The sequence below is a fragment of the Nostoc sp. genome (assembly GCF_036917655.1).
GTDB lineage: Bacteria > Cyanobacteriota > Cyanobacteriia > Cyanobacteriales > Nostocaceae > Nostoc.
In genome coordinates this window covers 195,652-219,656 of the sequence record NZ_JBALCY010000085.1, presented here as the reverse complement: position 1 = coordinate 219,656, position 24,005 = coordinate 195,652, and the positions used below count along the sequence as shown (strand labels likewise).

General features: G+C 41.0%; 24 protein-coding genes and 1 pseudogene. 8 read left to right on the top strand and 17 right to left on the bottom strand.

Features of this window, described 5'->3' with window-relative positions; all coding sequences use genetic code 11:
• Positions 1-451: 451 nt before the first annotated feature.
• The 3 genes from V7K30_RS32890 to hemL form a co-directional block, all read right to left on the bottom strand.
• Positions 452-1,360, bottom strand: coding sequence for a polysaccharide deacetylase family protein (locus V7K30_RS32890; RefSeq protein ID WP_335006596.1), 909 nt, complete (start codon positions 1,358-1,360; stop codon positions 452-454).
• A 304-nt stretch (positions 1,361-1,664) separates the two neighbouring features.
• Complete coding sequence (locus V7K30_RS32885; RefSeq protein WP_335006594.1) at positions 1,665-1,856, bottom strand: hypothetical protein; 192 nt, start codon at positions 1,854-1,856, stop codon at positions 1,665-1,667.
• Between the two features lie 784 nt (positions 1,857-2,640).
• Positions 2,641-3,939, bottom strand: a complete 1,299-nt coding sequence (hemL, locus tag V7K30_RS32880) for a glutamate-1-semialdehyde 2,1-aminomutase (RefSeq protein WP_335006592.1) — start codon at positions 3,937-3,939, stop codon at positions 2,641-2,643.
• A 106-nt stretch (positions 3,940-4,045) separates the two neighbouring features.
• Between hemL and V7K30_RS32875 the strand changes: the two genes are divergently transcribed.
• The gene (locus V7K30_RS32875; protein ID WP_335006590.1) at positions 4,046-4,240 is read left to right on the top strand and encodes a ChaB family protein; all 195 of its coding nucleotides are present in this window, start codon (positions 4,046-4,048) and stop codon (positions 4,238-4,240) included.
• A gap of 95 nt (positions 4,241-4,335) precedes the next feature.
• Positions 4,336-4,986: a bifunctional phosphoribosyl-AMP cyclohydrolase/phosphoribosyl-ATP diphosphatase HisIE gene (gene hisIE / locus V7K30_RS32870; RefSeq protein ID WP_335006588.1), complete on the top strand. Its 651-nt coding sequence runs from the start codon at positions 4,336-4,338 to the stop codon at positions 4,984-4,986.
• Positions 4,987-5,005: 19 nt separating this feature from the next.
• Here hisIE and V7K30_RS32865 read toward each other — a convergent pair whose 3' ends face one another.
• Positions 5,006-6,262: an MDR family MFS transporter gene (locus V7K30_RS32865; RefSeq protein ID WP_335006586.1), complete on the bottom strand. Its 1,257-nt coding sequence runs from the start codon at positions 6,260-6,262 to the stop codon at positions 5,006-5,008.
• A gap of 488 nt (positions 6,263-6,750) precedes the next feature.
• Between V7K30_RS32865 and V7K30_RS32860 the strand changes: the two are divergent.
• Positions 6,751-6,942, top strand: a pseudogene (locus V7K30_RS32860) (DUF2811 domain-containing protein); the annotation flags it as partial.
• Between the two features lie 822 nt (positions 6,943-7,764).
• Here V7K30_RS32860 and V7K30_RS32855 read toward each other — a convergent pair.
• Positions 7,765-8,484, bottom strand: coding sequence for a response regulator transcription factor (locus V7K30_RS32855; protein WP_335006584.1), 720 nt, complete (start codon positions 8,482-8,484; stop codon positions 7,765-7,767).
• A gap of 646 nt (positions 8,485-9,130) precedes the next feature.
• Between V7K30_RS32855 and V7K30_RS32850 the strand changes: the two genes are divergently transcribed.
• The gene (locus V7K30_RS32850; protein ID WP_335006582.1) at positions 9,131-9,757 is read left to right on the top strand and encodes a CPP1-like family protein; all 627 of its coding nucleotides are present in this window, start codon (positions 9,131-9,133) and stop codon (positions 9,755-9,757) included.
• A 157-nt stretch (positions 9,758-9,914) separates the two neighbouring features.
• Here the strand turns inward: V7K30_RS32850 and V7K30_RS32845 are convergent, their stop codons facing one another.
• The 10 genes from V7K30_RS32845 to V7K30_RS32800 all read right to left on the bottom strand — a co-directional run bounded on the left by V7K30_RS32845 (position 9,915) and on the right by V7K30_RS32800 (position 17,860).
• Positions 9,915-10,607 (bottom strand): HAD family hydrolase, encoded by a 693-nt coding sequence (locus V7K30_RS32845; RefSeq protein WP_335006580.1) that lies wholly within the window; start codon positions 10,605-10,607, stop codon positions 9,915-9,917.
• 79 nt (positions 10,608-10,686) lie between these two features.
• A complete protein-coding gene (hppD, locus tag V7K30_RS32840; RefSeq protein ID WP_335006578.1) occupies positions 10,687-11,769 on the bottom strand; it encodes a 4-hydroxyphenylpyruvate dioxygenase in 1,083 nt (360 codons plus the stop codon).
• A gap of 106 nt (positions 11,770-11,875) precedes the next feature.
• Positions 11,876-12,580 carry an SDR family oxidoreductase gene (locus V7K30_RS32835; protein ID WP_335006577.1) on the bottom strand — a complete coding sequence of 235 codons (705 nt, stop codon included), beginning with the start codon at positions 12,578-12,580 and terminating at the stop codon, positions 11,876-11,878.
• An 81-nt stretch (positions 12,581-12,661) separates the two neighbouring features.
• Positions 12,662-13,948: an IS1/IS1595 family N-terminal zinc-binding domain-containing protein gene (locus V7K30_RS32830; RefSeq protein ID WP_442941130.1), complete on the bottom strand. Its 1,287-nt coding sequence runs from the start codon at positions 13,946-13,948 to the stop codon at positions 12,662-12,664.
• 183 nt (positions 13,949-14,131) lie between these two features.
• Positions 14,132-14,911, bottom strand: a complete 780-nt coding sequence (locus V7K30_RS32825; protein ID WP_335006573.1) for a phosphate ABC transporter ATP-binding protein — start codon at positions 14,909-14,911, stop codon at positions 14,132-14,134.
• Positions 14,912-15,191: 280 nt separating this feature from the next.
• Positions 15,192-15,332: a hypothetical protein gene (locus V7K30_RS32820; protein ID WP_335006571.1), complete on the bottom strand. Its 141-nt coding sequence runs from the start codon at positions 15,330-15,332 to the stop codon at positions 15,192-15,194.
• Positions 15,322-15,597, bottom strand: a complete 276-nt coding sequence (locus V7K30_RS32815) for a hypothetical protein (RefSeq protein WP_335006569.1) — start codon at positions 15,595-15,597, stop codon at positions 15,322-15,324. Before V7K30_RS32815 ends, V7K30_RS32820 begins: the two co-directional genes overlap by 11 nt.
• Positions 15,598-15,709: 112 nt before the next feature.
• The gene (locus tag V7K30_RS32810; RefSeq protein ID WP_335006568.1) at positions 15,710-16,138 is read right to left on the bottom strand and encodes a hypothetical protein; all 429 of its coding nucleotides are present in this window, start codon (positions 16,136-16,138) and stop codon (positions 15,710-15,712) included.
• A gap of 65 nt (positions 16,139-16,203) precedes the next feature.
• Entirely contained in the window at positions 16,204-16,773 is a 570-nt protein-coding gene (locus V7K30_RS32805) for a Uma2 family endonuclease (RefSeq protein ID WP_335006566.1), read from the bottom strand.
• Positions 16,774-16,906: 133 nt separating this feature from the next.
• Positions 16,907-17,860: a stage II sporulation protein M gene (locus tag V7K30_RS32800; protein ID WP_335006564.1), complete on the bottom strand. Its 954-nt coding sequence runs from the start codon at positions 17,858-17,860 to the stop codon at positions 16,907-16,909.
• A gap of 80 nt (positions 17,861-17,940) precedes the next feature.
• Between V7K30_RS32800 and V7K30_RS32795 the strand changes: the two genes are divergently transcribed.
• A complete protein-coding gene (locus V7K30_RS32795; protein ID WP_335006562.1) occupies positions 17,941-18,909 on the top strand; it encodes a DUF975 domain-containing protein in 969 nt (322 codons plus the stop codon).
• A 20-nt stretch (positions 18,910-18,929) separates the two neighbouring features.
• Positions 18,930-19,709 carry an RDD family protein gene (locus V7K30_RS32790; RefSeq protein ID WP_335006560.1) on the top strand — a complete coding sequence of 260 codons (780 nt, stop codon included), beginning with the start codon at positions 18,930-18,932 and terminating at the stop codon, positions 19,707-19,709.
• 101 nt (positions 19,710-19,810) lie between these two features.
• Here V7K30_RS32790 and V7K30_RS32785 read toward each other — a convergent pair whose 3' ends face one another.
• Positions 19,811-20,596 (bottom strand): DUF1868 domain-containing protein, encoded by a 786-nt coding sequence (locus V7K30_RS32785; RefSeq protein WP_335006558.1) that lies wholly within the window; start codon positions 20,594-20,596, stop codon positions 19,811-19,813.
• A 227-nt stretch (positions 20,597-20,823) separates the two neighbouring features.
• Between V7K30_RS32785 and holA the strand changes: the two genes are divergently transcribed.
• Entirely contained in the window at positions 20,824-21,813 is a 990-nt protein-coding gene (holA, locus tag V7K30_RS32780) for a DNA polymerase III subunit delta (protein ID WP_335006556.1), read from the top strand.
• Between the two features lie 109 nt (positions 21,814-21,922).
• Positions 21,923-22,408: a DUF4168 domain-containing protein gene (locus V7K30_RS32775; RefSeq protein ID WP_335006554.1), complete on the top strand. Its 486-nt coding sequence runs from the start codon at positions 21,923-21,925 to the stop codon at positions 22,406-22,408.
• Positions 22,409-22,669: 261 nt separating this feature from the next.
• On the opposite strand, the gene V7K30_RS32770 is transcribed toward V7K30_RS32775, so the two are convergent.
• Complete coding sequence (locus V7K30_RS32770) at positions 22,670-23,278, bottom strand: helix-turn-helix transcriptional regulator (RefSeq protein ID WP_335006552.1); 609 nt, start codon at positions 23,276-23,278, stop codon at positions 22,670-22,672.
• Positions 23,279-24,005 lie beyond the last annotated feature (727 nt).

Genomic DNA, 24,005 nt, shown 5'->3' with positions numbered 1-24,005 from the left:
GCGTCGTCGGGGCAATTCATGAATTGCCCCGACGATGAATGTGGTTTTTCAAATCACCCATACTTGGTCTTTTCTGTCAATGCGTAAGTCCTAAATACATAAAAATTCCGTTCAGATATTAATTTTGGACGGTTTTTTTTAATAACGGTGAGTTAAATTGGCAACCCCACCTATAAATCAATACGCTTGGGTTAAGGCTTAACTCTTTTAGGACTTACGCAAAATATCTCTCAAACTCTCATTTCTCCGTGTCCTCTGCGCCTCTGTGGTTTGTTATTCCGTAACTTGTGCGTAAGTCCTATCTTTGTCAAAGTTAATTTTTTAACGTAGACGCATTCGCGCAGCGTCTCGTTAGAGAAGGACGTAAAGGAAGAGAAGGAAGAAATGCTTAACTGAACTGTATTGACCTGAGTTTTCACAGATTAAGATGGGTACTCAAAAAAAAGTGGTCTTACTTTTTCTTTGCAATCAGCTTTTCGTCTTTATCTTGCATTTCTAAAAGTTCAGGGATAGTAACAAAGCTATAGCCCTGTTTCCGAAAGTTGGCAATAATTTCAGGTAAAGCTTGCACAGTTTTAGAGCGATTACCACCACCATCATGCATCAGCACAATCCCACCTGGTTTGGCATTCCTGAACACATTCTTAATTAGCTTTGGTACAGCAGGACGCGAGTAGTCTACAGAGTCAGTTGACCAGAGAATGATTGCATATTTGCTATTTCTAGCGTAAGCAGCCACCCCATTGTGCATGATTCCACCTGGTGGTCGAAATAAATTTGTTTTAATCCCTGTCACTTGATAAATCAGGTCTGCTGTATGGTCAATTTCATAGGCAGCTGCTTGTGGATTCAAGAATTGATACCAATGATGCCAAGTATGATTACCAATTACGTGACCTTCAGCAATCTCCCGCTTTACTAAGCCTGGATAATTCTTCACGTTCTGCCCAATCAGGAAAAATGTCCCTTTGATCTGATTTTGTTTAAGAATATCCAGTACTTGCGCGGTACTCTCAGGCCATGGTCCATCATCAAAGGTAAGAGCAATTACTTTCTGATCGGGAGTAAGTTTTGCCGACTCAACTATTGCCCCTTGAAAGCGTTGTGGCACAGCATAGGAAAGACCCTTTGTTTGTGCTTGTTGCTGCCAACTTTGAAGCATCATCGCTTTTAGTTCTTCAATCTGCTGCTGAGTTCCAACCTTGGCTGGTAGATTTTTTACATCTATATTCTTTGTACTTTGAGCCTCAGATGAGCTTGACTTGATAAGCATCATCGTGCTTACACTCAAACTGGCACTCAAGACAACCAACGTAATTAATATTTTTTGCAGACCAAAAAATGACTTATTGCCTTCCACTTCATACCTCCTTCAAGGGTCGAACCATCTTTATTTTCACAATACTTCTAGCAGTTTTTTATACTCTCGTCAGCCTTGCCATGCAAGTTACAGCATGAACAGCATGATTGGTATATTTTTTAAAGTTAGCTCCAACCCTGACTCTGAAAAAATACCTTACCCTACGGATAATCTAAATATCTATATGTAAAACCTTCACCATGAAGGTGAGAGCCTTCTTGCGCGTTAGTTTTTGTATGGGGTATGAGGGGAATTTCGAGAACTGTAAAAGGTAATTGATTCTAGGTTACTAACATGAATATATTTAATGTAGGTTGAATATTACATATCCTATTGACGAAGCCATTGCGAAATCGTGGCGAAGGTGTGACTTTCCTTGAGTGATGACGGCACGGGGCAGACCTATTAAAAAATTTCTTTGATCCCCCGATCGCACCAGATGAGTAAACATCATTGCCTGCTGAAAGTTCTGCAAATAAGGCTTTAGCTTAAACATTAGTTGCCTCTCACCTACCCCATAGGGAGGTGATGAGATCAATACGAGTGAGTGACGAATTGACCAACGAGCTTTTATTGAGCATAGCGAAATCAGCATTGTTGGTCAATGAGGAATGAACACTTTCTTGATTTTCCTCAAAATATTTGATATGATTCTTATCAATAGGTGTAACTCAATTAAATGCTGAAAAGCAGCCTATCAAAAAGTTCAAAATTATCCCCAAAAAACCCTAGTGCATAGGCCTTTAAAGCTCAGTCAATGTCCTTCTAGAGGAGTCACTGAGAGAGGTTACACTCACTCTCATTGGGAGTGTGTGGAGTATGTCACAGTGAGTCAGAGAATCTCGCACGCTTACTTTTATAGGACTTACGCATCAAGTACGAAATGTAGGGACAATTCATGAATTTCCCCTACGGTAAATCAAGGCTTTCACTGCCTTTTTGCGTAAGTCCTATTTTATCTTACTCGCTTAAAAAAGGGACTTCCAATAAATCATCTATTTTGTTGGATGGGTAAAATGCCATTGGTGTCAAGTTAACATGAAAGCCACTCTAGAAAAAACTTTTATAGATTATCTCGTCAAGAGTCTCCGACTGGGGAATGCCTAATGTGGAGGCTGCCGCCTCAAGACGGGCGGCAGAGCCGCAATTGAGGTGCATTTCCAGCCAGAGGCTGGAAACGAGGTATTAAAAGGGTTTGCGCTTAAGTTGACACCAATAGTAAGATGCCCACCCCACAAGAGATAACTGGATACTTTTTTATTTGGAAATACCTTAACAGTTTACAGACTAGATATTACATCCCGTGCTACTGCTAAAGTCTGCTCAATATCCTCTTCAGTGTGAGCAAAAGACGTAAACCCAGCTTCAAACTGAGAAGGTGCTAAGTAAACACCATGCTCTAACATCCCGCGATGGAAGCGTCCAAATTTGGCTGTATCAGACTTTTTCGCATCTTCGTAGTTATGAACTGGGCCAGAGGTAAAAAATAAGCCGAACATGGCGCTGATTTGACCGCCGCAAACCGCATGACCATTTTCTTTGGCAATTTGCAGCAAACCATCTGCTAGCTTTTTAGTAATCCGCTCAAGATACTCGTAAGTACCTGGCTTTTGCAGCAATTCTAAAGTCTTAATGCCAGCAGTCATCGCCAAGGGATTACCAGAAAGAGTCCCAGCTTGATATACGGGGCCGGCGGGGGCAACCATTGACATAATATCTCGACGACCACCATAGGCTCCCACTGGCAAACCACCACCAATAACTTTGCCCAAGGTTGTTAAATCGGGAGTGACGCCAAATTTTTCCTGAGCGCCACCGTAAGCAATGCGGAAGCCCGTCATCACTTCGTCAAATACCAATAACGCTCCATGCTCGTGAGTCAGTTCCCGTAATCCTTCTAAAAAGCCAGCATCAGGCGCAATAAATCCAGCATTGCCAACAACTGGCTCAAGAATGACGCCAGCAATCTCGTCGCGGTTTTCTTCAAACAAGGCTTTAACGGCTTCTAAGTCATTGAAAGGCGCAGTTAGAGTGGTGCTAGTTGCTAATTTAGGTACTCCCGGTGAGTCTGGCAAACCAAGTGTAGCAACACCAGAACCTGCCTTTACTAGAAACGCATCGGCGTGTCCGTGGTAGCAGCCTTCAAACTTGATGATTTTCTCGCGGTTGGTGAAAGCCCGCATCAACCGTAAAACTCCCATACAGGCTTCAGTTCCAGAGTTGACAAATCTGACCATTTCGATGCTAGGAACGGCATCGATGACCATTTCTGCCAAAACATTTTCTAGGACTGAAGGAGCACCAAAACTGGTGCCTTTTTCTAAAGCTTCATGCAACGCTGCAATTACTTCTGGATGAGCATGACCGCAAATAGCTGGCCCCCAGGTGCCTACATAGTCTATGTATTGGTTGCCATCTACATCCCAAATATATGCGCCCTTAACACGATCAAAAACGATAGGTTGTCCGCCCACAGATTTAAAGGCACGAACTGGAGAACTGACTCCTCCTGGCATGAGGTTTTGAGCAGCGGCGAAGACTTCTTGTGATTTTGTTGTTTTAATTGTGGTATTTACCAAGGTTCTCTCCTAACAGTGGGCAATAAAAAGCTCTATCTTAGGATAGGGTCAAAAACTGCTTAGAATTTCTATCCTATAGAATTAGCTGAACCAAAAAAATAATAATATGTTATACAAGTCGAATAAAGATTTGCCTTTAGATATTCAAACTCGATTATCTGAAGCATACCAGGATCTTTACCGGGCAGCTTTTAACTCGGCGATCCATTGGTATGGTGAAGCCTCAAAAGCTCACCAAGTCGCGTTGAGTGCTGTAAAGATGCAGTCTGCTATGGAACGGAATGCTCTTGTTGAGAGCTAGATCAGATAATTGAATTTAAAAAAACATCCCAGTTGCTCTATTCAGAATGGTATCGTGAATCCATGAATTATTCTCATTAGAGCAAACTAGCTGGTATGTCTTCTAACGATTCGCGATCGCTGCATTACACCATCCCTGTTGAGGAAATTCGCTACGATGAACGAGGTCTAGTACCGGCAATTGTCCAAGATTATTTGGATGGTACTGTCTTGATGATGGCGTGGATGAGTCAGGAGTCGTTACAAAAGACTTTAGAAACTGAAGAAACTTGGTTTTGGAGCCGTTCCCGGCAAGAATTGTGGCACAAGGGGGCGACTTCTGGACATATTCAAAAAGTGCAGAGTATCCGTTATGACTGTGATAGTGATGCGCTGCTGATCGGGGTAGAGCAATTAGGAGATGTTGCCTGCCATACTGGAGAACGCAGTTGCTTTCATCAAATAGAAGGGAAAATTGCCCCACCACCAGGGGATACATTGTCGCAATTATTTCAAGTAATATGCGATCGCCGCGACAACCCGATTGAAAGTTCTTATACCTGTAAACTATTCGCAGGTGGCGATAACAAAATTTTGAAAAAGATCGGTGAGGAAACAGCTGAGGTGGTGATGGCCTTTAAGGATGATCAAGCAGATGCGATCGCGGGTGAAGTCGCTGATTTGCTTTATCATACTTTGGTTGCCTTAGCTCACCATCAAGTTGATTTGAAATCGGTGTATCGCAAGCTCCAAGAACGTCGTCAATAGAGCACACATCTGTGCGCTCCTACTCAGCCAATATCCGATTGAGGTACTGTAAAATTACCACGACAATCAGCACACTCAAAGAAAAGCCTAGCCAGAAACTATCAGTAATAATTCGCGGTTGATCTAATGCCCATCCACCCAAGGGATGACCAATAAAAGAGCCAACAGCCCAGCACACAGCGTTGACGGAGAAATAAACGCCGCGTTGATTTTCCGGGGCTAACTCAGTAACTAAAGAAGCAGCAGATGGGGTGTAAGAAACAATCGCCACAGCAAATACTCCCAATGCCAATATTACCCAAACTAGATTATGGGATGGGGCAGTACCACTTACCCAAATCAGGCCAAAACCAATTGCCCAGAGAATGGCGGAAACAGTGAGCGCGAGTGTGTGAGAGCAGCGTTTTAAGGCGCTGGTGACAGGTAACTGACAGATGATCGCTAGCACCAGATGCCAAGCAAATAGAACGCTAATCGTAGTTTGAGCAAATCCTTCGGTAGTACTTTTGATAACAAAGTTTTTGAAGTAAAGCGGGAGGGTGCTGTGGATTTGAGAAATATAGATTGTGAAGAATATATTAACTGCTATGTAGACAAGGAAACGGCGATCGCTTAATACTGTGATCCAAGAAGCAATATATTGTGTCTTTTCCAATTCCTTTATCTGCTGTTGTTCAGTTTCATTAATTCCTACATAGACAACCCCAAAAAATACCAGAAAAGAGATGGCATCAATCACAAATAGCCATCGATAACTCCCAATTATCGCGATCAAAAACCCTGCTAGCACAATTCCGATCGCTAACCCAAGATTATCAGCTAGTCGAGCGATCGCAAAAGTTTCGCGACGATTATCAATCTCGCTGGCGTCAGCAACAACAGCTTCAGCCGCCGGCCAATAGAAACCTATCCCTAAACCGCTAATCAAGCTACCAATTACCAAAATAGTAAAATTATTGGTTGCAGCTAAAACTAGAGAACCACTGGCTGAAATCGCCGTGGCTAGCAACAAAGTGCGGCGGCGTCCCCAGCGTCCAGAATCAGCCAAGGAACCACCCACAATCCGCCCCACAATGCCGGAAATCGATGCGCTACCCAAGGCTATGCCAACGGCGGTTGCAGATAAACCAACTTGATTGACAAAAAAGATAGGGGCATAAAACAGGGTAAAGCCGGTGCCGACTTCCGAGAAGAATCTACCAATTGCGAAAATCCAGACCTGGGGATGTATCGAGGGCAGCCACGATGATAACTGGGATTGAGAAGCTAATTTCATGAGCTTAAATGTCATAGTTTCGTGACATTATGGTAATTCTTATCATTGCCTGCTATTTTCCTCACTCATTCCACAGGGTTTCCACAGGGATTTTAGCAGTTTTCCACAGGTGCTCAACGAGCCAATAGGCTTCTTGCCGTCTGACTGGGGATTGTTAATTAACAGTGACAAGGAACTTCAAGGACTGAGTTTTTGTAAAGTAAAGTAACGAATAATAGGCTCAAAGCCTGATTATTTGGTTCGTATTTATTTTTTATACAATCGTTTTTAACATTTCGCAGCATTGACAAACGCACCCCCTCTTGGCGCACAATGATGCGGCTTGCTTTTGTAATCCGTTCAACCGTTGGCATCAAATGTGTAAAATATATTACCACCAGATGTGAACGCCGATTGTCGGGCTGGCGAAAGAGCGTGTAAGGTAGCCATAAGCCGCTTCACCGCAAGCAACTTGTCCCTCTTGATTATCCTCATAGGAGGAAAATCTCATGAAAGCAACGGTTAGCATCTTTACTGAAATTCCTGAAACACTCCACGAATCCTTAAAAAACTACTTAGAAACCCATCCTGATTGGGATGAAAACAGAGTATTGACGGCAGCGCTATCATTGTTTTTACTCCAAAATGGAGATAGCGATCGCCGTGCTGCCCGAGTCTATCTGGAAACTTTGTTCCACCACTCCACAGTAGAAATGCCCAGCATCGATTCACCCGCAACAGCTAATTTACTAGACACCCCATAGGTACTGGTATGAAGGGCATTATTCTGGCTTATGCCCGAATACGGGCACGGCAAACCGTGCCCCATCAATGGGATTTTGAGCCAAAGCGATCGACCATCTGGGGGCAGTATTACAACAAAAAAGATCAGTAGATTCTGATCCATTAAAAAGGTTCTAATAGTTTCTTCTGTTACTAAAACTAGTTGGTAATAGCGCCAGATTTAGAATTGAGACAAAACTTAAGTATATTAACTGACCGTTATTACTAGGACTTACGCACTGTACAAAATAATCATGTTGTGTATGAACGTAAATACGCCGTTTCAGGTTTTTATTAATCAATTCATGGATGGTAAGTAGACCCGCGTCGTCGGGACAATTCATGAATTGCCGCGACGATGAATGTGGTTTTTCAAATCACCCATACTTGGTCTTTTCTGTCAATGCGTAAGTCCTAATTACTTGTTATATAGCGGTTTTCTTTTGGATACAAACACGTTCGTGGGGGCGCACAGCTATGCACCCCCACGAATTCCACCCTAAGCACCGTTATCTCTACCAAAACGGTCAGATGCAAAGAAATATTTTCCAGTGAACTCTCTCCCCTGTCCACTGTCTTAAACGGATAAATCGATATCTCAAATAACTGCCTGGCCTGTATTTGAGCAATATCGACCTACTTTAATTGTCTAAATTTGTCTTTTACTAAAGCCAAAGAAATTCACTAATTGCTCCCCCAAGAGTCAACAGTCAAGAGTTAAAAAACTCTAGACTATAAACTCAGGATTTGGCCTCCAATTGCTGAGGGTGAGCAGGAGATTCAAACTTATACCCTACGCCACGTACAGTTTGAATTAATGCTGGTTGACTAGCATCAATTTCAATCTTCTTGCGAATTTGACCAATATGTACATCTACAACCCGCTGGTCGCCTACATATTCATAGTCCCACACCTCTTGGATTAGTTCTGCACGCCGCCAAACTCGACCTGGATGACTGGCTAAAAAATGCAACAAGTCAAATTCCAGAGCAGTTAAGAGTACTGGTTGGTTATTAAGTGCTACCTCCCGTCGCACTGGATCAATCATAAGTTTTTCAAATACCAAGCGTTTCTGCTCGGCCGTAGTTATCACTCGCTGACGCCTCAAAATAGCTCCGACTCTGACTTCTAGCTCTCCCAGCCCAAAAGGCTTGGTGAGATAGTCGTCAGCACCTTTAGCAAAGCCGCGAATTTTGTCAGCTTCGTCAGCACGACTAGTCAACATCAGAACAAAAACACCATTACGACTTTGCATCTCTTGGCAGAGGTTAAACCCAGTTACATCTGGTAGATTCACATCTAGAATCACCAAATCAGGGTTAAATTGCTCAAATAGAGTTAAGGCTGTCTTTCCATCTTCGGCAGCCTCTACCTGGTAGTTCTGCTTAATCAAAAAGCGTTGGATTAAATTCCGAACCGCAGGGTCGTCGTCAACTACAAGAATCTTGGCAGGAGCCATGACCATTACTTTGCACAAAAATTCGTAAGATTAACAAGAGGGTTGCGTAAAAACGCAGTTGCCACTTTGGGACTAACTAAGAATCTACATGGCTATGGTATGAGAATCCTGATTATTCAAAAATAAATCCTCTAATCAGGAATGTTGGCAATGAGAACGCGAAACTTCTGTTAGCCACAGTGTATAAGCGCTCTGACTTTAGCCGCAACAGTTTCTGATACCAAGACACCTTCTTGATCCCAGCTAGGTGGTAACTTAAAACGTTTCAATTTTAAATCGATATGCGGATATATACCACAAGCGATTATTCAGTATAATTAAAAAAATTCTATTAAGGTACAGTAAGTTGCCAAATTTGAAACAGTAAAGTTGATTTTTTCATAAAAACTATGCATTTTAGGTACTCTCCGTTCAAATTCTAGATTAAAGCCAGAATTAGACAACGACATGAGGGTATACACGGAGTTATAGCGATATGTTAAAGTGACTATAGTTGAAATTACAAAGTCGATTAAACTAACCCATGCTACTATCCTGGTAGGGCATAAAATAGGTCGAGACTTTAGTTTCGATTAAAACAAAACCTAAAGCTGTTTTTTCTTCGACAAAAGACTGCCGCTGACTGAGGCTGAAGTAACAAACTCCCATGAGCGATCAAAATCCCTACGAAAAACTTGGGGTATCAGAAGAGGCTAGCTTCGATGAAATTCAGGATGCTCGTAATCGCCTATTCGAGCAACATAGTGGCGATGCCAAGCATTTAGAAGTCATTGAAGCGGCTTACGATGCGATTTTAATGGATCGCTTACGGATGCGCCAGGAAGGTAAAATTAAAGTCCCTGAGCGTATCCGGTTTCCTGAGTTGCGAGTGCAATCGCCTCCTAAAGAAAGTCCAACCCCTCGCGACCAGTCACCTGCATGGCTGCAACGGATGCTCGATCAGCCGACGCCTGCGGATATACTCTTACCGGGAGCTTGGTTTCTTGGTTTGAGTTCTATTAGTGTGTTTTACCCAGAGGGAGGCGATCAGGTTTTGCAGTTAGCATTGGTGGTTGGGGTAGGTACTAGTATTTATTTTCTCAATCGCAAAGAAGGCAAATTTGGCCGAGCAGTTTTGTTCACCCTGGTCAGTTTAATAATTGGCTTAATCGCTGGGGGACTAGTTGCTAGCTGGCTCTTACCACAAATATCATTTACTAGTCTGGGAACGAATCAGTTCTCTACGGTAGTAACGTTTATATTGTTGTGGTTGGTTAGTAGCTTTCTACGCTAAATCACTACCCGTAAGTAAGTTTCTATAAAGAAGACATGGTTTATGTGTGTTCTTCTCAAATAAGATAGTCAGGAGTCAGAATACCTATTCTGACTCCTATTTTAATTTGCAACCTAGAATGCCGATTAATTCAATTTGTTGCAGCTAGAGAGCCTTTCTAGACAAGGTGTTTAGGTTTTAGGACTAAATCTACAGCAGCGCTGAAATCCTTAACGATTAAGTCGGGGTGGTAAAGTTCCAATTGGGTGCGATCGCGGATGCCAGATTCTACAGCCATTACCTTAACACCATAATTTTTAGCCGCGGTGATGTCGGCTTCGGTATCTCCCACCATCCAGGTATCAGCGGCAGGGGGCAGTTCCTCTAATGCCCTAGCCATCAACAAAGGCTTATCTTCAATATCGCGAGTTTTAATGTAGTCGTTGCTTAGGCAATAACAACGATTTTCCGGGAAAAATCTCCCTAAATCGTGTTTTTTAAAGGCATAATCTAGTTCTCGAACTCGGCGCATGGTCATAACTGCCAAATCAATTCCAGCTTGTTGAATTTTTAACAGTGCATCCACAGCACCAGGCGCGAGAGTGTCATAGTTGAAATAAGCTTCTGTATGCACAGTTTGCCGCCGCAACTGGGCAAATTCTTGGGCTTGAGCTTCGTCTAACCCAGAATTTAAGGCGATTTGTTTTTCGGGAACACGCGATCGCTTCAACTGCCAAAATTCCGCTTTCGGAAGTTCTTGCACTACTTGGTCTGGGCGACGGGTTTTCTCCAAGCAGAATTGATAAACACGGTAGTACCGTTCGGAAACATCAATAATTGGGCCGTCGAAGTCAGTAATCAGTCTTAGCATCGGCGGAAAATGTTAATTTTTATTAAAAATATCTCAGATGTATGGCTATTTTTCGAGAGCATCAAGTCTAGCTAAGGCATCATTGCAGGGTACCGCGTTTGATTTGTTCGCTTTCAATAGCTTCAAATAAGGCGCGAAAGTTACCTTCGCCAAAACCTTTAGCTTGGAAACGGCGCTCAATAAACTCAAAGAAAAATGTCGGTTGTTCAAAAATGGGCTGGGTGAAAATTTGCAGTAGTAGGGGTGCAGTTTGTTGTGCCCCTACGGGATTATATTCTTGCCAATCCACCAAAATTTCCTGTTGAGCGATCGCTTCCAGTTCTAAAAGTGATAGAGGCAATCCTGGACGCTGTTTTAGTTGCGAGTAGTAGGTTTGGGGAACTGAGAGTAAGGATAGACCACTGGCACGAAATTTAGCGATCGCACTCACAAGATTAGTCGTTTGTAAGGCAATATGTTGAATTCCTGGCCCCCGGTTGACATCGAGAAACTCCTGAATTTGGGAATTGCTGGAAGCGGGTTCATTAATTGGCAATTGAACCAGAGCGTTGCGCGAAACCATCACCTGGCTGTGTAAAGCAGAGCGATCGGTTTTAATTTTAAATGCCTGCTGGGGTTGAAAATCTAGGATATTTTCATACCAAGCGACGGCACGATCCAATTCACCAACTGCCACATTCAGTACTATGTGATCTATGGCAGTAATTGAAGAGGAAGGGGAGTTATCGCCAATCTCTCCCCTTTGCCAAAGGCTTTCCCCTATTTCTCCATAGCGCCTTTCTATCAACGTATGAGTCAGTCCACCCCAGGCGGCAATTTTGCCACACTTGAGGAATGCCGTACCTACCTGGCGTTCCTGGATGGGTTGTAGAATTGTAGCACCGTGTTTTTGAGCTAGTGCGATCGCGCCTTCTACATCTTCCACAGCAAAAGCGACATCTGCCACACCAGGTGGATATTGACGCAGAAACTCAGCTACTGGACTTGTAGGCAACAGTGGTGAAGATAGCAAAAAGTTGACGGCACCACTATTCACCACTTCTGTACAAGTGTGAAATGAACTGATGCGCGAGGCTACTGGTTGAAAACCAAGATGGTGTACAAACCAATCCCGCCATGCTTTGGCGTCTTCTACATAGAAATGAACGTGATCAATTTTCATAGATACTGAAAATCCAGCATAACAGCTTATATCTCTGTAAATTTTGCCTTTTTTGCTAAATTTTCAGGTCTTTCCCAGGCAAGAATTATGTAGACGTACTGGCACTCTAAAAAAACAAATGACTATCAGGTTGAATGTTAATTTCCATTGGCACAGCTTGCGGTTCGGCAGAAAGGGCAAAGAAAATCGCATTGGCAGCAGTTTCAGGACTGAGCATTTTTTTTCGGTCTACTTTTAAGTTGACGTTATCCCAGAAAGGAGAATCTACCCCACCAAAGTAGAATAGCGTGAACTTGATACCAAAACGCTTGAGTTCCTCTGCAATGCACTTGCTGAAACCGACAACACCAAACTTAGAAGCAGAATAAGCGGCTGCCATCCCCATCGAATGCTTACCCAGAATTCCAACTACGTTACAGATGTGACCAGACTTGCGCTTTTGCATCTCTTCAGCAGCCGCCTGAGTGGTGTAAAAGCTGCCCTTTAAGTTGACATCTAGCATCTTGTCTAGATCAGCGGGTTCCAGGCTGTTGTAAGGCTTGAGTATACCAGCACCAGCTGCATTCACCAAAATATCGATTTGACCAAACTCAGCGACGGTCTTTTTGATTAAAGTATCTACTTGTTGAGGGTCAGTAATATCGGTGGGAACGGTCAAAACTTGCCCTGGTAAATCAGATGCCAGTGTTGTTAAACGAACCGCATCTCTCGCAGCTAGTACCAACCGTGCGCTGGTGGGCGCAAGTTTGTGTGTTAAGGCTGAACCAATGCCACCAGTAGCACCGACAAGGACAACAACTTTATCCTGCATTGGATTATTTACATTTATTTATATCTTTTTACATAATACTGAATTATAGGCTCAGGTTGTACGTAGACATTGAGAAAGTATTTACTCGCAGAGTAGCGGCGTTACCTCATATTCCTTGCCACTCGCCTTTAATGTAAATGCAGGAGATGATTCTAAATATTTGGTAAAATTGGAACCTAACTTTAATTTTTTAATAATTGAATTGGGAGAATCTCCAGTTATTTTCTGTAACTCTGAACCTAGCTTGGATACAGATAATTTAGTTTGGGGAGACTTTATTTGTATATCTTGAATAATTTTTAATAGTAATTTATCTAATGTTTTGGAATTAGTAATTTCCGCCGAATCTTCTTTTTTTTCTTCTTGAATAGATTGTGCAGAAGAGTTATCTATAATAGGGATTATTTCCTCAATTTCTGCTTGCTTGGGATTATGTTTAATATTGATATTGGATCTTTCTTGAAATAAACTCGCAATAGTCGCTAAACTGTGTAATCGTGCATTGATTGAATCTTGTTCATTTTTAATTAAATCTTGAATTTGCTCAACCACTTTTTCAAAGGATGGAATTTCTGTTGCCATTGCCAAAGAATAATGAGTTAATTTGCCAGTATTCCGATTTTCTATATCCAAAATTTGCCCTTGTCTACGTACCCAATGCACAATCAATCCCTGGTTTTGGAGTTCGTTACAGAGGTGAATTAAAATTCCATCGCTAGAACAGACCAAGATTTCTTTAACTGTTGGATAAGAGCGTAAAACACAAGCACCAAATGCAATCATTTTTGCATCAGCACTATCCTTACCCTCAGGCACATGGACAAGTTGATAACCACGATTATATAGTTCAATATCTTGCTTCCCAATACTTGGATTTCTCCAGTTAGCAAATGCCATTTTAAATTGGAGAGGATACTTACACACACTGGCTAAAAATAATTCTGAATTAACATCTAATTTTAAGTTTTCTGCATCCAAAAGTAGAAGGGAGATTCCTGCTTCTAATTGATGTTGAATTCCCGTTTTCTGTTGAAATTTTTGGATAAATTGACTGAACGCAGCGGATTCTAGCCAATCAGGCGATAATATCGTTTCCAGCAGTTCTTCAGCTAATGTCAAACTAAAAGAGCCAAGACTTTTCTCTGTGACTTTTTTTTCTGGCAGGTTTTTTACTAAAGAAGGTTCTGTCGCTTCAGCCACAGAGACTTTAGTATGCCCGTTGTTATTAGCAAGCAAGTCAGTTTCTAGCGAACGAGGGAATGCAGCCTCAAGGAATTGTTTACCACAATTTTTGCAGAGGTAATTCTGCTTGTCATTCCGACGACCATTTTTACGATATGAAGTAGATTCGCACCGGGGGCATTTCATTTTGTGATTCAGGTGGTCTAGAGCAGATACTTGCCTTTAAATATATAGTATAAAAAAATACTGTAAATGTCAGTTCATATTGCCCAACACAAGAAAAACTTAAAGCAAGCGGCAGTTAAATTTAACCCCTAATTTCCGCTTGCACTATGTCGTACCCCTCTAAATAGCTAGAATCGAAACACTTCAACTGACGCGGGCGAAAACGTAGTCGCGGGTGCGAGAATCCAGGGGGTTAGTAAAGATTTTATTTGTAGTACCAAATTCAACCATTTGAGTAATCCGATTTTCATTACTACAAAAGAAAGCCGTAAAATCAGATAGGCGAGTAACTTGCTGCATATTGTGAGTAACAATCACAATTGTCAACTCAGAGCGCAAGTTATGGATCAGATGCTCAACTTTCATACTACCGACAGGATCAAGACCTGAACAAGGTTCATCCATCAACAGAACGTTCGGTTTGACTGCTAAAGCACGGGCAATACATAGTCTTTGTTGTTGACCCCCAGAAAGCTCTAAAGCAGATTTGTGCAGCTTATTTTTCACTTCATCCCAAAGTTCGGCAGCTTTGATGGCAGATTCAACAATCCCATCTAATTCTACTTTCGGATGCCATCCAATTAATTTCACCCCATAGGCAACATTATCGTAAACGCTCATGGGAAAAAGATTTGGTTTGGGAAAAACCATACTAACTTGGCGACGTAAGCGATTGATATTGACACGACGCTCATAAATACTCTGTCCAAAAAATTCTACTCTTCCTTCAACCCTCACTTCTCCTTCTAATTCACTCATGCGATTTAACGATTTAATAAAAGTAGACTTGCCACAACCACTAGAACCAATAATTGCCGTGACTTGGTTTTGGTAAATATCCATTGACACGCCTTCAACTATCTTTTGAGTGTCGTAATAGAAGCTGAAGTTTTTAACTCTAATGGCTGGAATTAGTTTACTCATATTCCCAATACGTGTGAAACAAAACTTGACTAAGTAAAACAGTACAAATCAGCGCCGCTGTTTCACTATGTTACCCCCAAAAGGAGATATTCATGGAAATTACGTAGCTATACAGTAGTCATGCAGCAGATAAACTGTTAGTAGATATTCATGTTCCAAAATTTATCTTTTACAGACTTTTTATACCTCAATAGTTTGGGAGAGAGAAAAAATTTGTGTTTATCAGTGAGTCCCTGGAATTGAGTAGCAATCCTAAATCATTCGTTGTTAGGCTGTGCATCTACACAGAATCAGAATCTTGCTCCTCATAATATCGCTCTTGTTGAGAAGGATGTCTTCCGTGGCGAGCATAGACACTATAGCCATCAGCAAATTGAAGAGCAGGTTCTCCTTCAGCATGAAGCGTATTTTCATTCGTCAAAAGACAACTTACAAGGGCGATCGCAGACTATACAAACCTTTTCAAATTGCAATATCAAACCACAATGTTGCATCAAATCTTGAATTACATTCCATTTGTTCTTGTCGTGTTGAAGGTTAAGAACTGAGATACACAAATCAAGCATACAACCCCAAATCGCCCATTCTGCTGGCCAACTAAGGCTTCTTGTCAAGTATGAAATATCAGTAAATTCAAGTTCAAGTTTGTCGAGATCAGTAATTAGTTGACGTTCCATAGAACTCATATTTGATTTTTGAAAAAACTCAGTACAACTCAAAGAGGCTTCTTCCCTACTCCCCACTCCCTACTCCCCATTCCCACCCTACGCAAATAATTTCAGAAATCAAATCGGATTGCTACAGACATATTCCTGTGTACGGAAAGTATGAAACTTGTGGATGACTATGAGTTGAGTAGTACGGAAATTCAGGATGTTGAACTTGGTTCCGCAACCTGATAAAGAGATGCTGTTCAAGCTGTTGCCCTATTCCATGTTGAAGGTGATCTATTACTCTTTTACCAAATTTAATTTTGATATTGCGCCCTAGATCCGGTTTAAAATTCTCAATAGCAAGAATCTTCTCAATTGCCGTCATCGGACTGCTATAGAATAATATCTCAGGCTCAGGATAATCACTCACTGCATAAGCAGCTTTGATTACTGCTGCGACTTTTTCTTGCTGAATTGATTCAGTTGATATTTGTATCGATCGCCATTTGTCTCTATAGAAAGGAAGCATTGCCTCTTGTTCATCAGATAGTTCGCTGATGATACGTTTTGGCATATCATTTGTACGTCTTGGCATATTTAAGTGCAAGAATAGATAGGTTGGCTTGAACGAAATATTTATTACGTAGTCACCTTTAACCACCCAAAAATATCACCCACCGTCAACTGTAAACCCTGACAGAACTCTGGCACTGGTAAAACAGACTCAATCTCCTCAAAAGGTAAAGGTTGTTGTCCCGCAGGATAAGCAGCAATGAATCGCTCATCAGGGTCAATTAACCAACCCATTTGAGTCCCGTGATTGAGAGCATGTAAGATTTTTTTTGTAACTTTTGTATGGCTTTGTTCGGGAGAGAGAATTTCGATTATCCAGTCGGGTGCTGCGGCAAATGTATTGGCAATATCACCATTTTCATCTATAGGAAGCCTTGCCCAAGAGAATACAGCGACATCGGGAACTATAGAACGTCCTCCAAAAGTGCAACGTAATTCTGGAAAAGCCCAACCCATTTTTTGTACTTTGACAACAGAATTAATTGTGGGACAGAGTTCTCCTTGAATAGTGCTATGTTTTCCTTGAGGCATAGGTTTTGGAATGATTTTACCGTCGATGTACTCGCAATACGGTTTAGTTTCTGGTAGTGCGAGAAACTCTTTTAGGGTGAATATTTTATTTGGTGTTTGTACCATGATTATCGTAGCTCCAACTTATAAGAATTTTTTTAGATAGTTAAGTCCTAACTTGTGAAGTCTTAACTGAAAACTATTTACCTTATTCTAAAATATTTTTTAAATTTACCAATCCGCCGCCACTTAAATTATTTCATGTTTGCTTGCGGCTACAATACATTACCAAAAGTACAAATAATCCTATTCCTGCCAGATATTTAATCGGCTCAGGTACGCTGGGATTAGGAGAAAAAAAGCCTTCGATCGCACCAGCAATAACCAACATTGGTACAATCCCAAATACTAGCTGCACTGCTTGAGAACCGTAGAATTTCAGTGCATCCCCACGGCGATATTTACCAGGAAATAAAATTGCTCTTGCTAATAAAAATCCCGCACCTCCAGCAAAAAAGATGGCGGGTAATTCTAAGGAACCATGCGGCAACACAAACGCCCAAAAAAGATAAGCCAGATTATTTTGACCTACCAAAGTGCCAACAGCACCAATCAATAAGCCATTAAATACCATCAAATAGGCTGTGTATACTCCAGCCGTGATGCCACCGGCTACAGCCCCAAAAGACACCGACAAATTATTGATCATGATACTGCTGGATGCCAGAGGTTCAACGCCGACAATTGACCCCATCCACAATTTATGCTCATCTCGCACCTTGGTAATCAAGCTTTCAGGTACTATCAACGACATAAAGCTGGGATTTTGCCAGGAATACCACCAAGCCACTAGTGCCCCCACTAGAAACAGCGCCGTCGCAGCAGCAATATATGCAAATGTTTTCTGAACTACAGATGGTAATCCCCAGCGGTAAAATTCTAGGATTGCCTGCCATTCTTGTCGCCGCGAACCTTGGTAAATCTGCGTATAGGCACGAGTTGTTAAAGATTGTAAACTTTGTATCAAAGTATTGCCGATTTGCTGAGTACGGGCACGGGCCAAATCTGCCGCTACTGAACGATATAAACTCGCTAACTCTCTAATTTCTGCTGCTTGTAGGGACTTTAGCCCTTTTTTTTCTATCTGCCTTAATAGGGCATCCAGGCGCTGCCAATTCGGTTCTCGTCGCGCAATCCAACGTTGAATATTCATGAATTTTGGGAACATTAAGTTTAACTTAGCTTAAGATAGCCTCAAATTCATCTCCGTAGTTTCAAGGAATATTTGACGTTATGTCTGAAAACTTTGGATCTCCCGGTCAGATACAACCACTGAGTGTAGGAAATGTTGTCAGTGCTGCGGTGAGGTTGTATCGTTCTCATCTAAAATCCTACTTTTTCCTGGCTTTAATAGGGTATTTGTGGTCATTGCTGCCATTTTTGTTCTTCATTCCTGCGGTAATAACACTTTCTTGGAACTTGCGCTTTAATAATAATTCTTTTTTGGTTTGGCTGATTGTAGTGCTAATTGGACTAATTGTGTATTTTTATGCATTGGGAAAATTCTTAGTTAATGCTGCCATTATTTCACGATTAGCATTTGGTGAATTAGTCAATCAACCAGAAACTGTTAATGCTGCTCGCAGTCAAGTTAAACCCCGTTTATGGATGTTTGTACTAACTGTACTCTTGCTATTGGTGATTTCATTTGTACTTTTACTATTTTTTGTAATTTCACTATCTCTCTTACAGACTTTACAATGGATAAAGCCCTTAAATTTGATTTTGCCACTGTTAAATATTGTGGCTTTTTTTATTGTATTGGCGGCTATTTTTTGGTTTGCTGCAAGGGTTTTTATAGCTGATGTACTAATAGGAATTGAAGCTCATCTTGATCCAATTACAACAGTTAGCCGCAGTTGGGAATTAAGTAAAGGAAATGCCTTGCGGATCATTTTAATATTGTTAGTATCTTTATTGATCCCAATGCCACTACAATTAGTTATTCAGTTAATTATCAGAGGAATTATACAAGCATTAATTCCGCCAGTATTCCTTCAGCAAGCAACAGCAGATATTATGAATGGTTCAACAAATGCAATTTCCTTTATTGTCATGGTTTATTTACTTATATTAGTATCAGCGTTTTTAGTTAATGCAGTTATTTTACCCTTCTGGCAAGCAATTAAAGCTGTTATTTACTATGACCTGCGGACTCGTCGTGAAGGGCTAGGCTTGCAGTTACGCGATCGCGAAATTTAAACCTCAGTACAAAAACAATTATGCACCTTTTCAATAATGTTAAATTTAATACTCCAGAAAGTGTAGAACTAGAATTCACTCTTGCTGGAATCGGAAATCGTGCATGGGCTTTGCTCATTGATTATCACATTTTAACTGGGATTTTGGTGGGAATTATCATAGCTTGGTCTATCATTTCAGACCAGTTAGGAGATTTTTGGGTAGATATTTTCGGTACCGCAGTAACTTTGTGGCTGATGGCGATCGCATTCCTTACCAGTTTTATTATTTACATCGGCTATTTTGTATTTTTTGAAACCTTATGGTTTGGGCAAACCCCTGGTAAACGTATTGCTAAAATTCGCGTAGTTCGAGATGATGGTAGACTCATCGGGCTACAACAAGCAACGCTACGTGCCTTACTGCGACCCTTTGATCAAACTTTATTTATTGGCGCTTTTTTAATTATGTTGAGCCGTCGAGAAAAGCGCTTAGGTGATTTGGCAGCTGGCACAATTGTAATTCAAGCCCAAACACCCACTGCATCCGCGACATTGACAATTTCAGAACAGGCAAAGATACTCCATGAACAGTTAGTAAAAATTGCCGATTTATCACCATTGATGCCCGATGATTTTGCTGTTATTCGTGAGTATTTGCAACGACGTAGTGCAATGTCATTAAAGGCAAAAACCTCACTTTCTCTAAAGTTAGCCGAGCAAGTTGTAGCTATTATTAATTTAGAAAAATTGCTAGAAGGTGTTACACCTGATGTATTTTTAGAAGCTGTTTACCTTGTTTATCAACAACCGGAATTTTAGGCTAGTACCGCAAGGACGTTCGGCAAAGCTCATTCGATCCGCCGAAGTCACGCATTCAAAAGTTAGTAGTCAGTGGAAACTACTGACTACTAACTAATTAGCTAAAAATCTAAAATCGGCCAGTCTGGTTGACGATAATAGCGTGTCATGTTGTCAAACTTTCGCAATTCGACGCGATTGATCAAAAACTCTGGCAAATTCAACAGCCATTGTTCATTCAATTCAGAAAGCATTGTGCTGAAACTTGTGCGGTCTAAGTCAGATGAAACCTCCCCAAAATAGGCTAATGTAACATGGGCTGTGAAGTGATAATGCTGCTCAATACCCAAAGCAATTAACTTGGGATTTTGATAAATTGTTCGGCGAAATTTAATAATTTCCTCGTAGCAGCGTTCATCCTGGGGTACTAAACAAACGGCTACAGCTCTTGGCATCAGTATCAGTCCCAGCATTTGCCATTTAATCGGATGACTCCTGTTTGTCATCAATTGTTGATATTGCTGAAACATTTCTGCTAAACAAGAGTGTAACTCCTCGTCAAATTTGGGATTTTTTTCGCAGGCGTCAAGGTAAGCACCGTCCCAAATTAAATCCGCTAAAGTCAGATGGAAGCTAGCAGGAGGTAAAGGTACAATCAAGTTACGGTTTACAGGCAGCTGCAAAAGTTCCTGTTGGTAAGTCTGTAATTTGGCATAGAAAGCAGAGTTTTGTGATTCTTCTGCGGGCGGGGTAATTAGCGTATAGCCAGGAAAGGACGCTGCTTGTCTCAACCCAGAATGTGGCTGAAATTTAGAAGATTCCTGAATATGCTGGGCTTGGGATCTGTAGGCTTCTGGCAGCGTCAATCGTGCTAACCGATTTAAGTAAGTTTGATAGTTGTCGTCCAATCTTCATAGCCTCACGCTCTCACTTGATAGATTTTAGGGAAAATTACCTTAATTAACAGAATGATTTTAAAAGTATTTAATTTTTGGGTGTGAGGGATGAGGGAGTGAGGAGTGAGGAGTGAGGAGTTAGGAGTGAGGAGTTAGGAGTGAGGAGTTAGGAGTTATAAGAATTCTTCCCAATGCCCAATGCCCAATGCCCCATGCCCCATACCCAATGAGGTTTACCTATGCCAATCTATGTTTACTGGGGTGAGGATGATTTTGCCATAGAAAAAGCGATCGCTCTTTTGCGCGATCGCGTCCTCGATCCCCAATGGATAAGTTTTAACTACACTTCATTCCCCCCAGATCAAGCTGATGCTGCAATCCAGGGGTTAAATCAGGTCATGACACCCACTTTTGGCGCTGGTGGGCGCTTGGTATGGCTGATAAATACTACTCTGTGTCAGCACTGTCCAGAGAATGTGTTAGGAGAATTGGTGCGATCGCTACCAGTCATTCCCGAAAACTCATTTTTATTGCTCACCAGCCGCAACAAGCCAGATGAACGCCTCAAATCCACGAAATTGTTAAAACAGTTTGCTACCGAATTCCGAGAATTTCCGCTCATTCCTCCTTGGAAAACGGAATTGTTGGTGCTATCTGTTAATCAAGCAGCCCAGACTGTGGGCGTGAAATTGAATGCCAATACTGCCCAGTTGTTGGCAGAATCAGTAGGAAATGATACACGGCTTCTCTACAATGAGTTAGAGAAATTGCGGCTATATGTCCAAGGTAACAATAACCCTTTAGACATAGATACTGTTGCGAAGTTAGTAAGAAATACTACTCAAAATAGCTTACAATTAGCAGCAGCAATCAGAACAGGAGATACAGCTAAAGCTTTGACAACCTTGGCAGATTTGAGCAATGCTTCCGAGCCGGGATTACGGATAGTTGCCACACTGATTGGACAATTTCGCACCTGGGTATGGGTCAAGATTATGATGGAAAGTGGTGAGCGCAATCAACAAGCGATCGCTCAAGCTGCTGATATCGGTAATCCCAAACGGATTTACTTCTTACAGCAAGAAATCAGGCTGCTTTCTGTGCAACAGTTAATCTCTTGTTTACCTCTACTACTGGAGTTAGAAGTGAGCCTCAAGCAAGGAGCATCAGAAATGTCAACACTTCAGACTAAAATAATCGAACTTTGTCAAGTCTGCCGAGGAAATTGACAATCAAATATAAAAGCTTGATGTATTGAGCAGTTGCTGGAACTTCCAACTCCGAAAATAATTCAAAGTCCTTATAATATCCCTGATGTAGTTCTCTGTCACACACTATATGAACAAAATTTCCGATTTATTTTCCCAATCTAGCCGAAAGCGAATCCTTTCCCAATCATTCTTTTTCGGCGCGATCGCTATTGCGGGTGTGATTTCCAACGCTTTTTTATTGAGTTCAAAAGCTTATGGTCAAACTCCAGCACCAATAGTTAACAATACTGAAATCAATAGCTATGCTCAAGCCGTGCTAGCAATGGAGCCAGCCCGTCAAAATGCCTTTGAAGAAATTAAAAAACTTATTGGCAATGGAGAAATTCCCAAGATTGTTTGTAACGATACTAACAGCATAAGTGGTCTTCCAAAGAAGGCTCAAGATATCGCCTTCAACTACTGTACTCGCGCTCAAAAAATTGTCGCAGATAATGGTTTGAGCTATGATCAGTTCAACAAAATTACTATAGAACTACAAAATAACAATATTATGTTAAAACAGCAGGTTTACAATACTTTATTACGCCTGCAACAAACTCCTGAGTCTCGGTAGTTAAAACTTGCATAAAAATTTGACCAGTTAGAGATTATTCTGACTTGTCACGATTTTACTTTTTGCGACTCGTGCAACGAATTATAAAAATTATTTAGTTGCCATGTAAAACTTTTGTTCCCATACCAGGGTTGACATTACCTCTTCTATTAGTTGATTAGCTTTACTGATGATATGACCCCAAGCAAGTTGTCAAACAACCGAATGAAAAAATACAGTTAACGACTTGCATTTTATAAATCAATTCTGATTGCAATACTACTATTCAACTACAAGACATGCTTGTCGCTTGGTGTGAATATTTTTCATGTGCTTTTTCACTGTGTTTATAGTGATATAAAGCTTACTGGCAATTTCTTTGTAGCTGTAGTTGCTTCTATAGAGAAACCAAATTTCAGCTTCTCGTGGTGTCAGGTCAAATTTTTTAACTTCAGTGATTGCTAAACTTTTCACAGACTCATATTGGTTTTCGATGGTCACTAACAAGCAAGGCACTTCAAAACTATCTAAATCTAGCAGTCTCACCCTAACACGAAAAACATTTGACTTATCAATCACAATCTCATCCGATAGAATCATGAGTTTATCAGAAAATAAATACCGACTGCTAAGTAACGATTCACAAAAATTCCAGATGGCTGGCGGTACAAAATTTTGGTTGAAATTGCCTTGATTGAATTGACAGCAAAGGCGATGAGCAGATGCATTAGCATGAACTACTTCACCAGTTCGGCTTAAAATTAATATCCCGTCTTCTAAACCTTCAATTACTTCTTGTAAAAAATCAGCTCGCTTCGATTCATATAGGTCAATACTGTCTAACTGTTGTGCAGCTACTGTTTTTACTAATGTCTTTGTTAGGGCGCTCATAGGAGGTATTGTAATGTAGAAAATACTGTTTATTAGTTAGATTTATCGGAGTTGGAAGATGTACCATCTATTTTTGAGATGATTATCTGAATAAATTGGGTCAATATTACAAACCAATCATGCTAATAACAATAAATATAAGTGTTATTTTTAACACGATCTCCTGAAAATACCCAATTCACAATTTATGTACCCTGTTTGGATTAACGCAGGTTACATTATTTAAATACAACTCTGAAATTGTCTATTTCGGAAGTCACTTCCAATCAGCTTTGAATAAGTTCTCCCCACCTCTAGTTACCCCCTTAAAAATCAATCCGCTTGGGTTAAGGATAGTTGTAGGTTGGGTTGAACGTTCGCGAACAGCGTCCCGTAGGGAAGTGAAACCCAACCTACGCTGGTTTTGGTTTTTGGCTTTAACTGAACTGTATTGCCTTAAAAATGGAGTAAAGCAGGAAAATAGCAAGCCTTTTTGAAAGAAGTCATTACGTTGCCTCTTGAAGCCGCTTCTACTAAATAGCGATCGCCCCAAAAGATAATAATTATTTATATTGAAATAAAATATACAGATAAATATTTTTCTAAGGGGATGTTTGAAAAGTGTTTGGCTGTGATTTTAGGCACTTAATTGATCCCCCCTAAAAAGGGGGGAACCGGAATTAAAGTCCCCCAATTTATCGGGGGATTTAGAGGGATATAGAACATTTTGATACCGACAACGGGACTT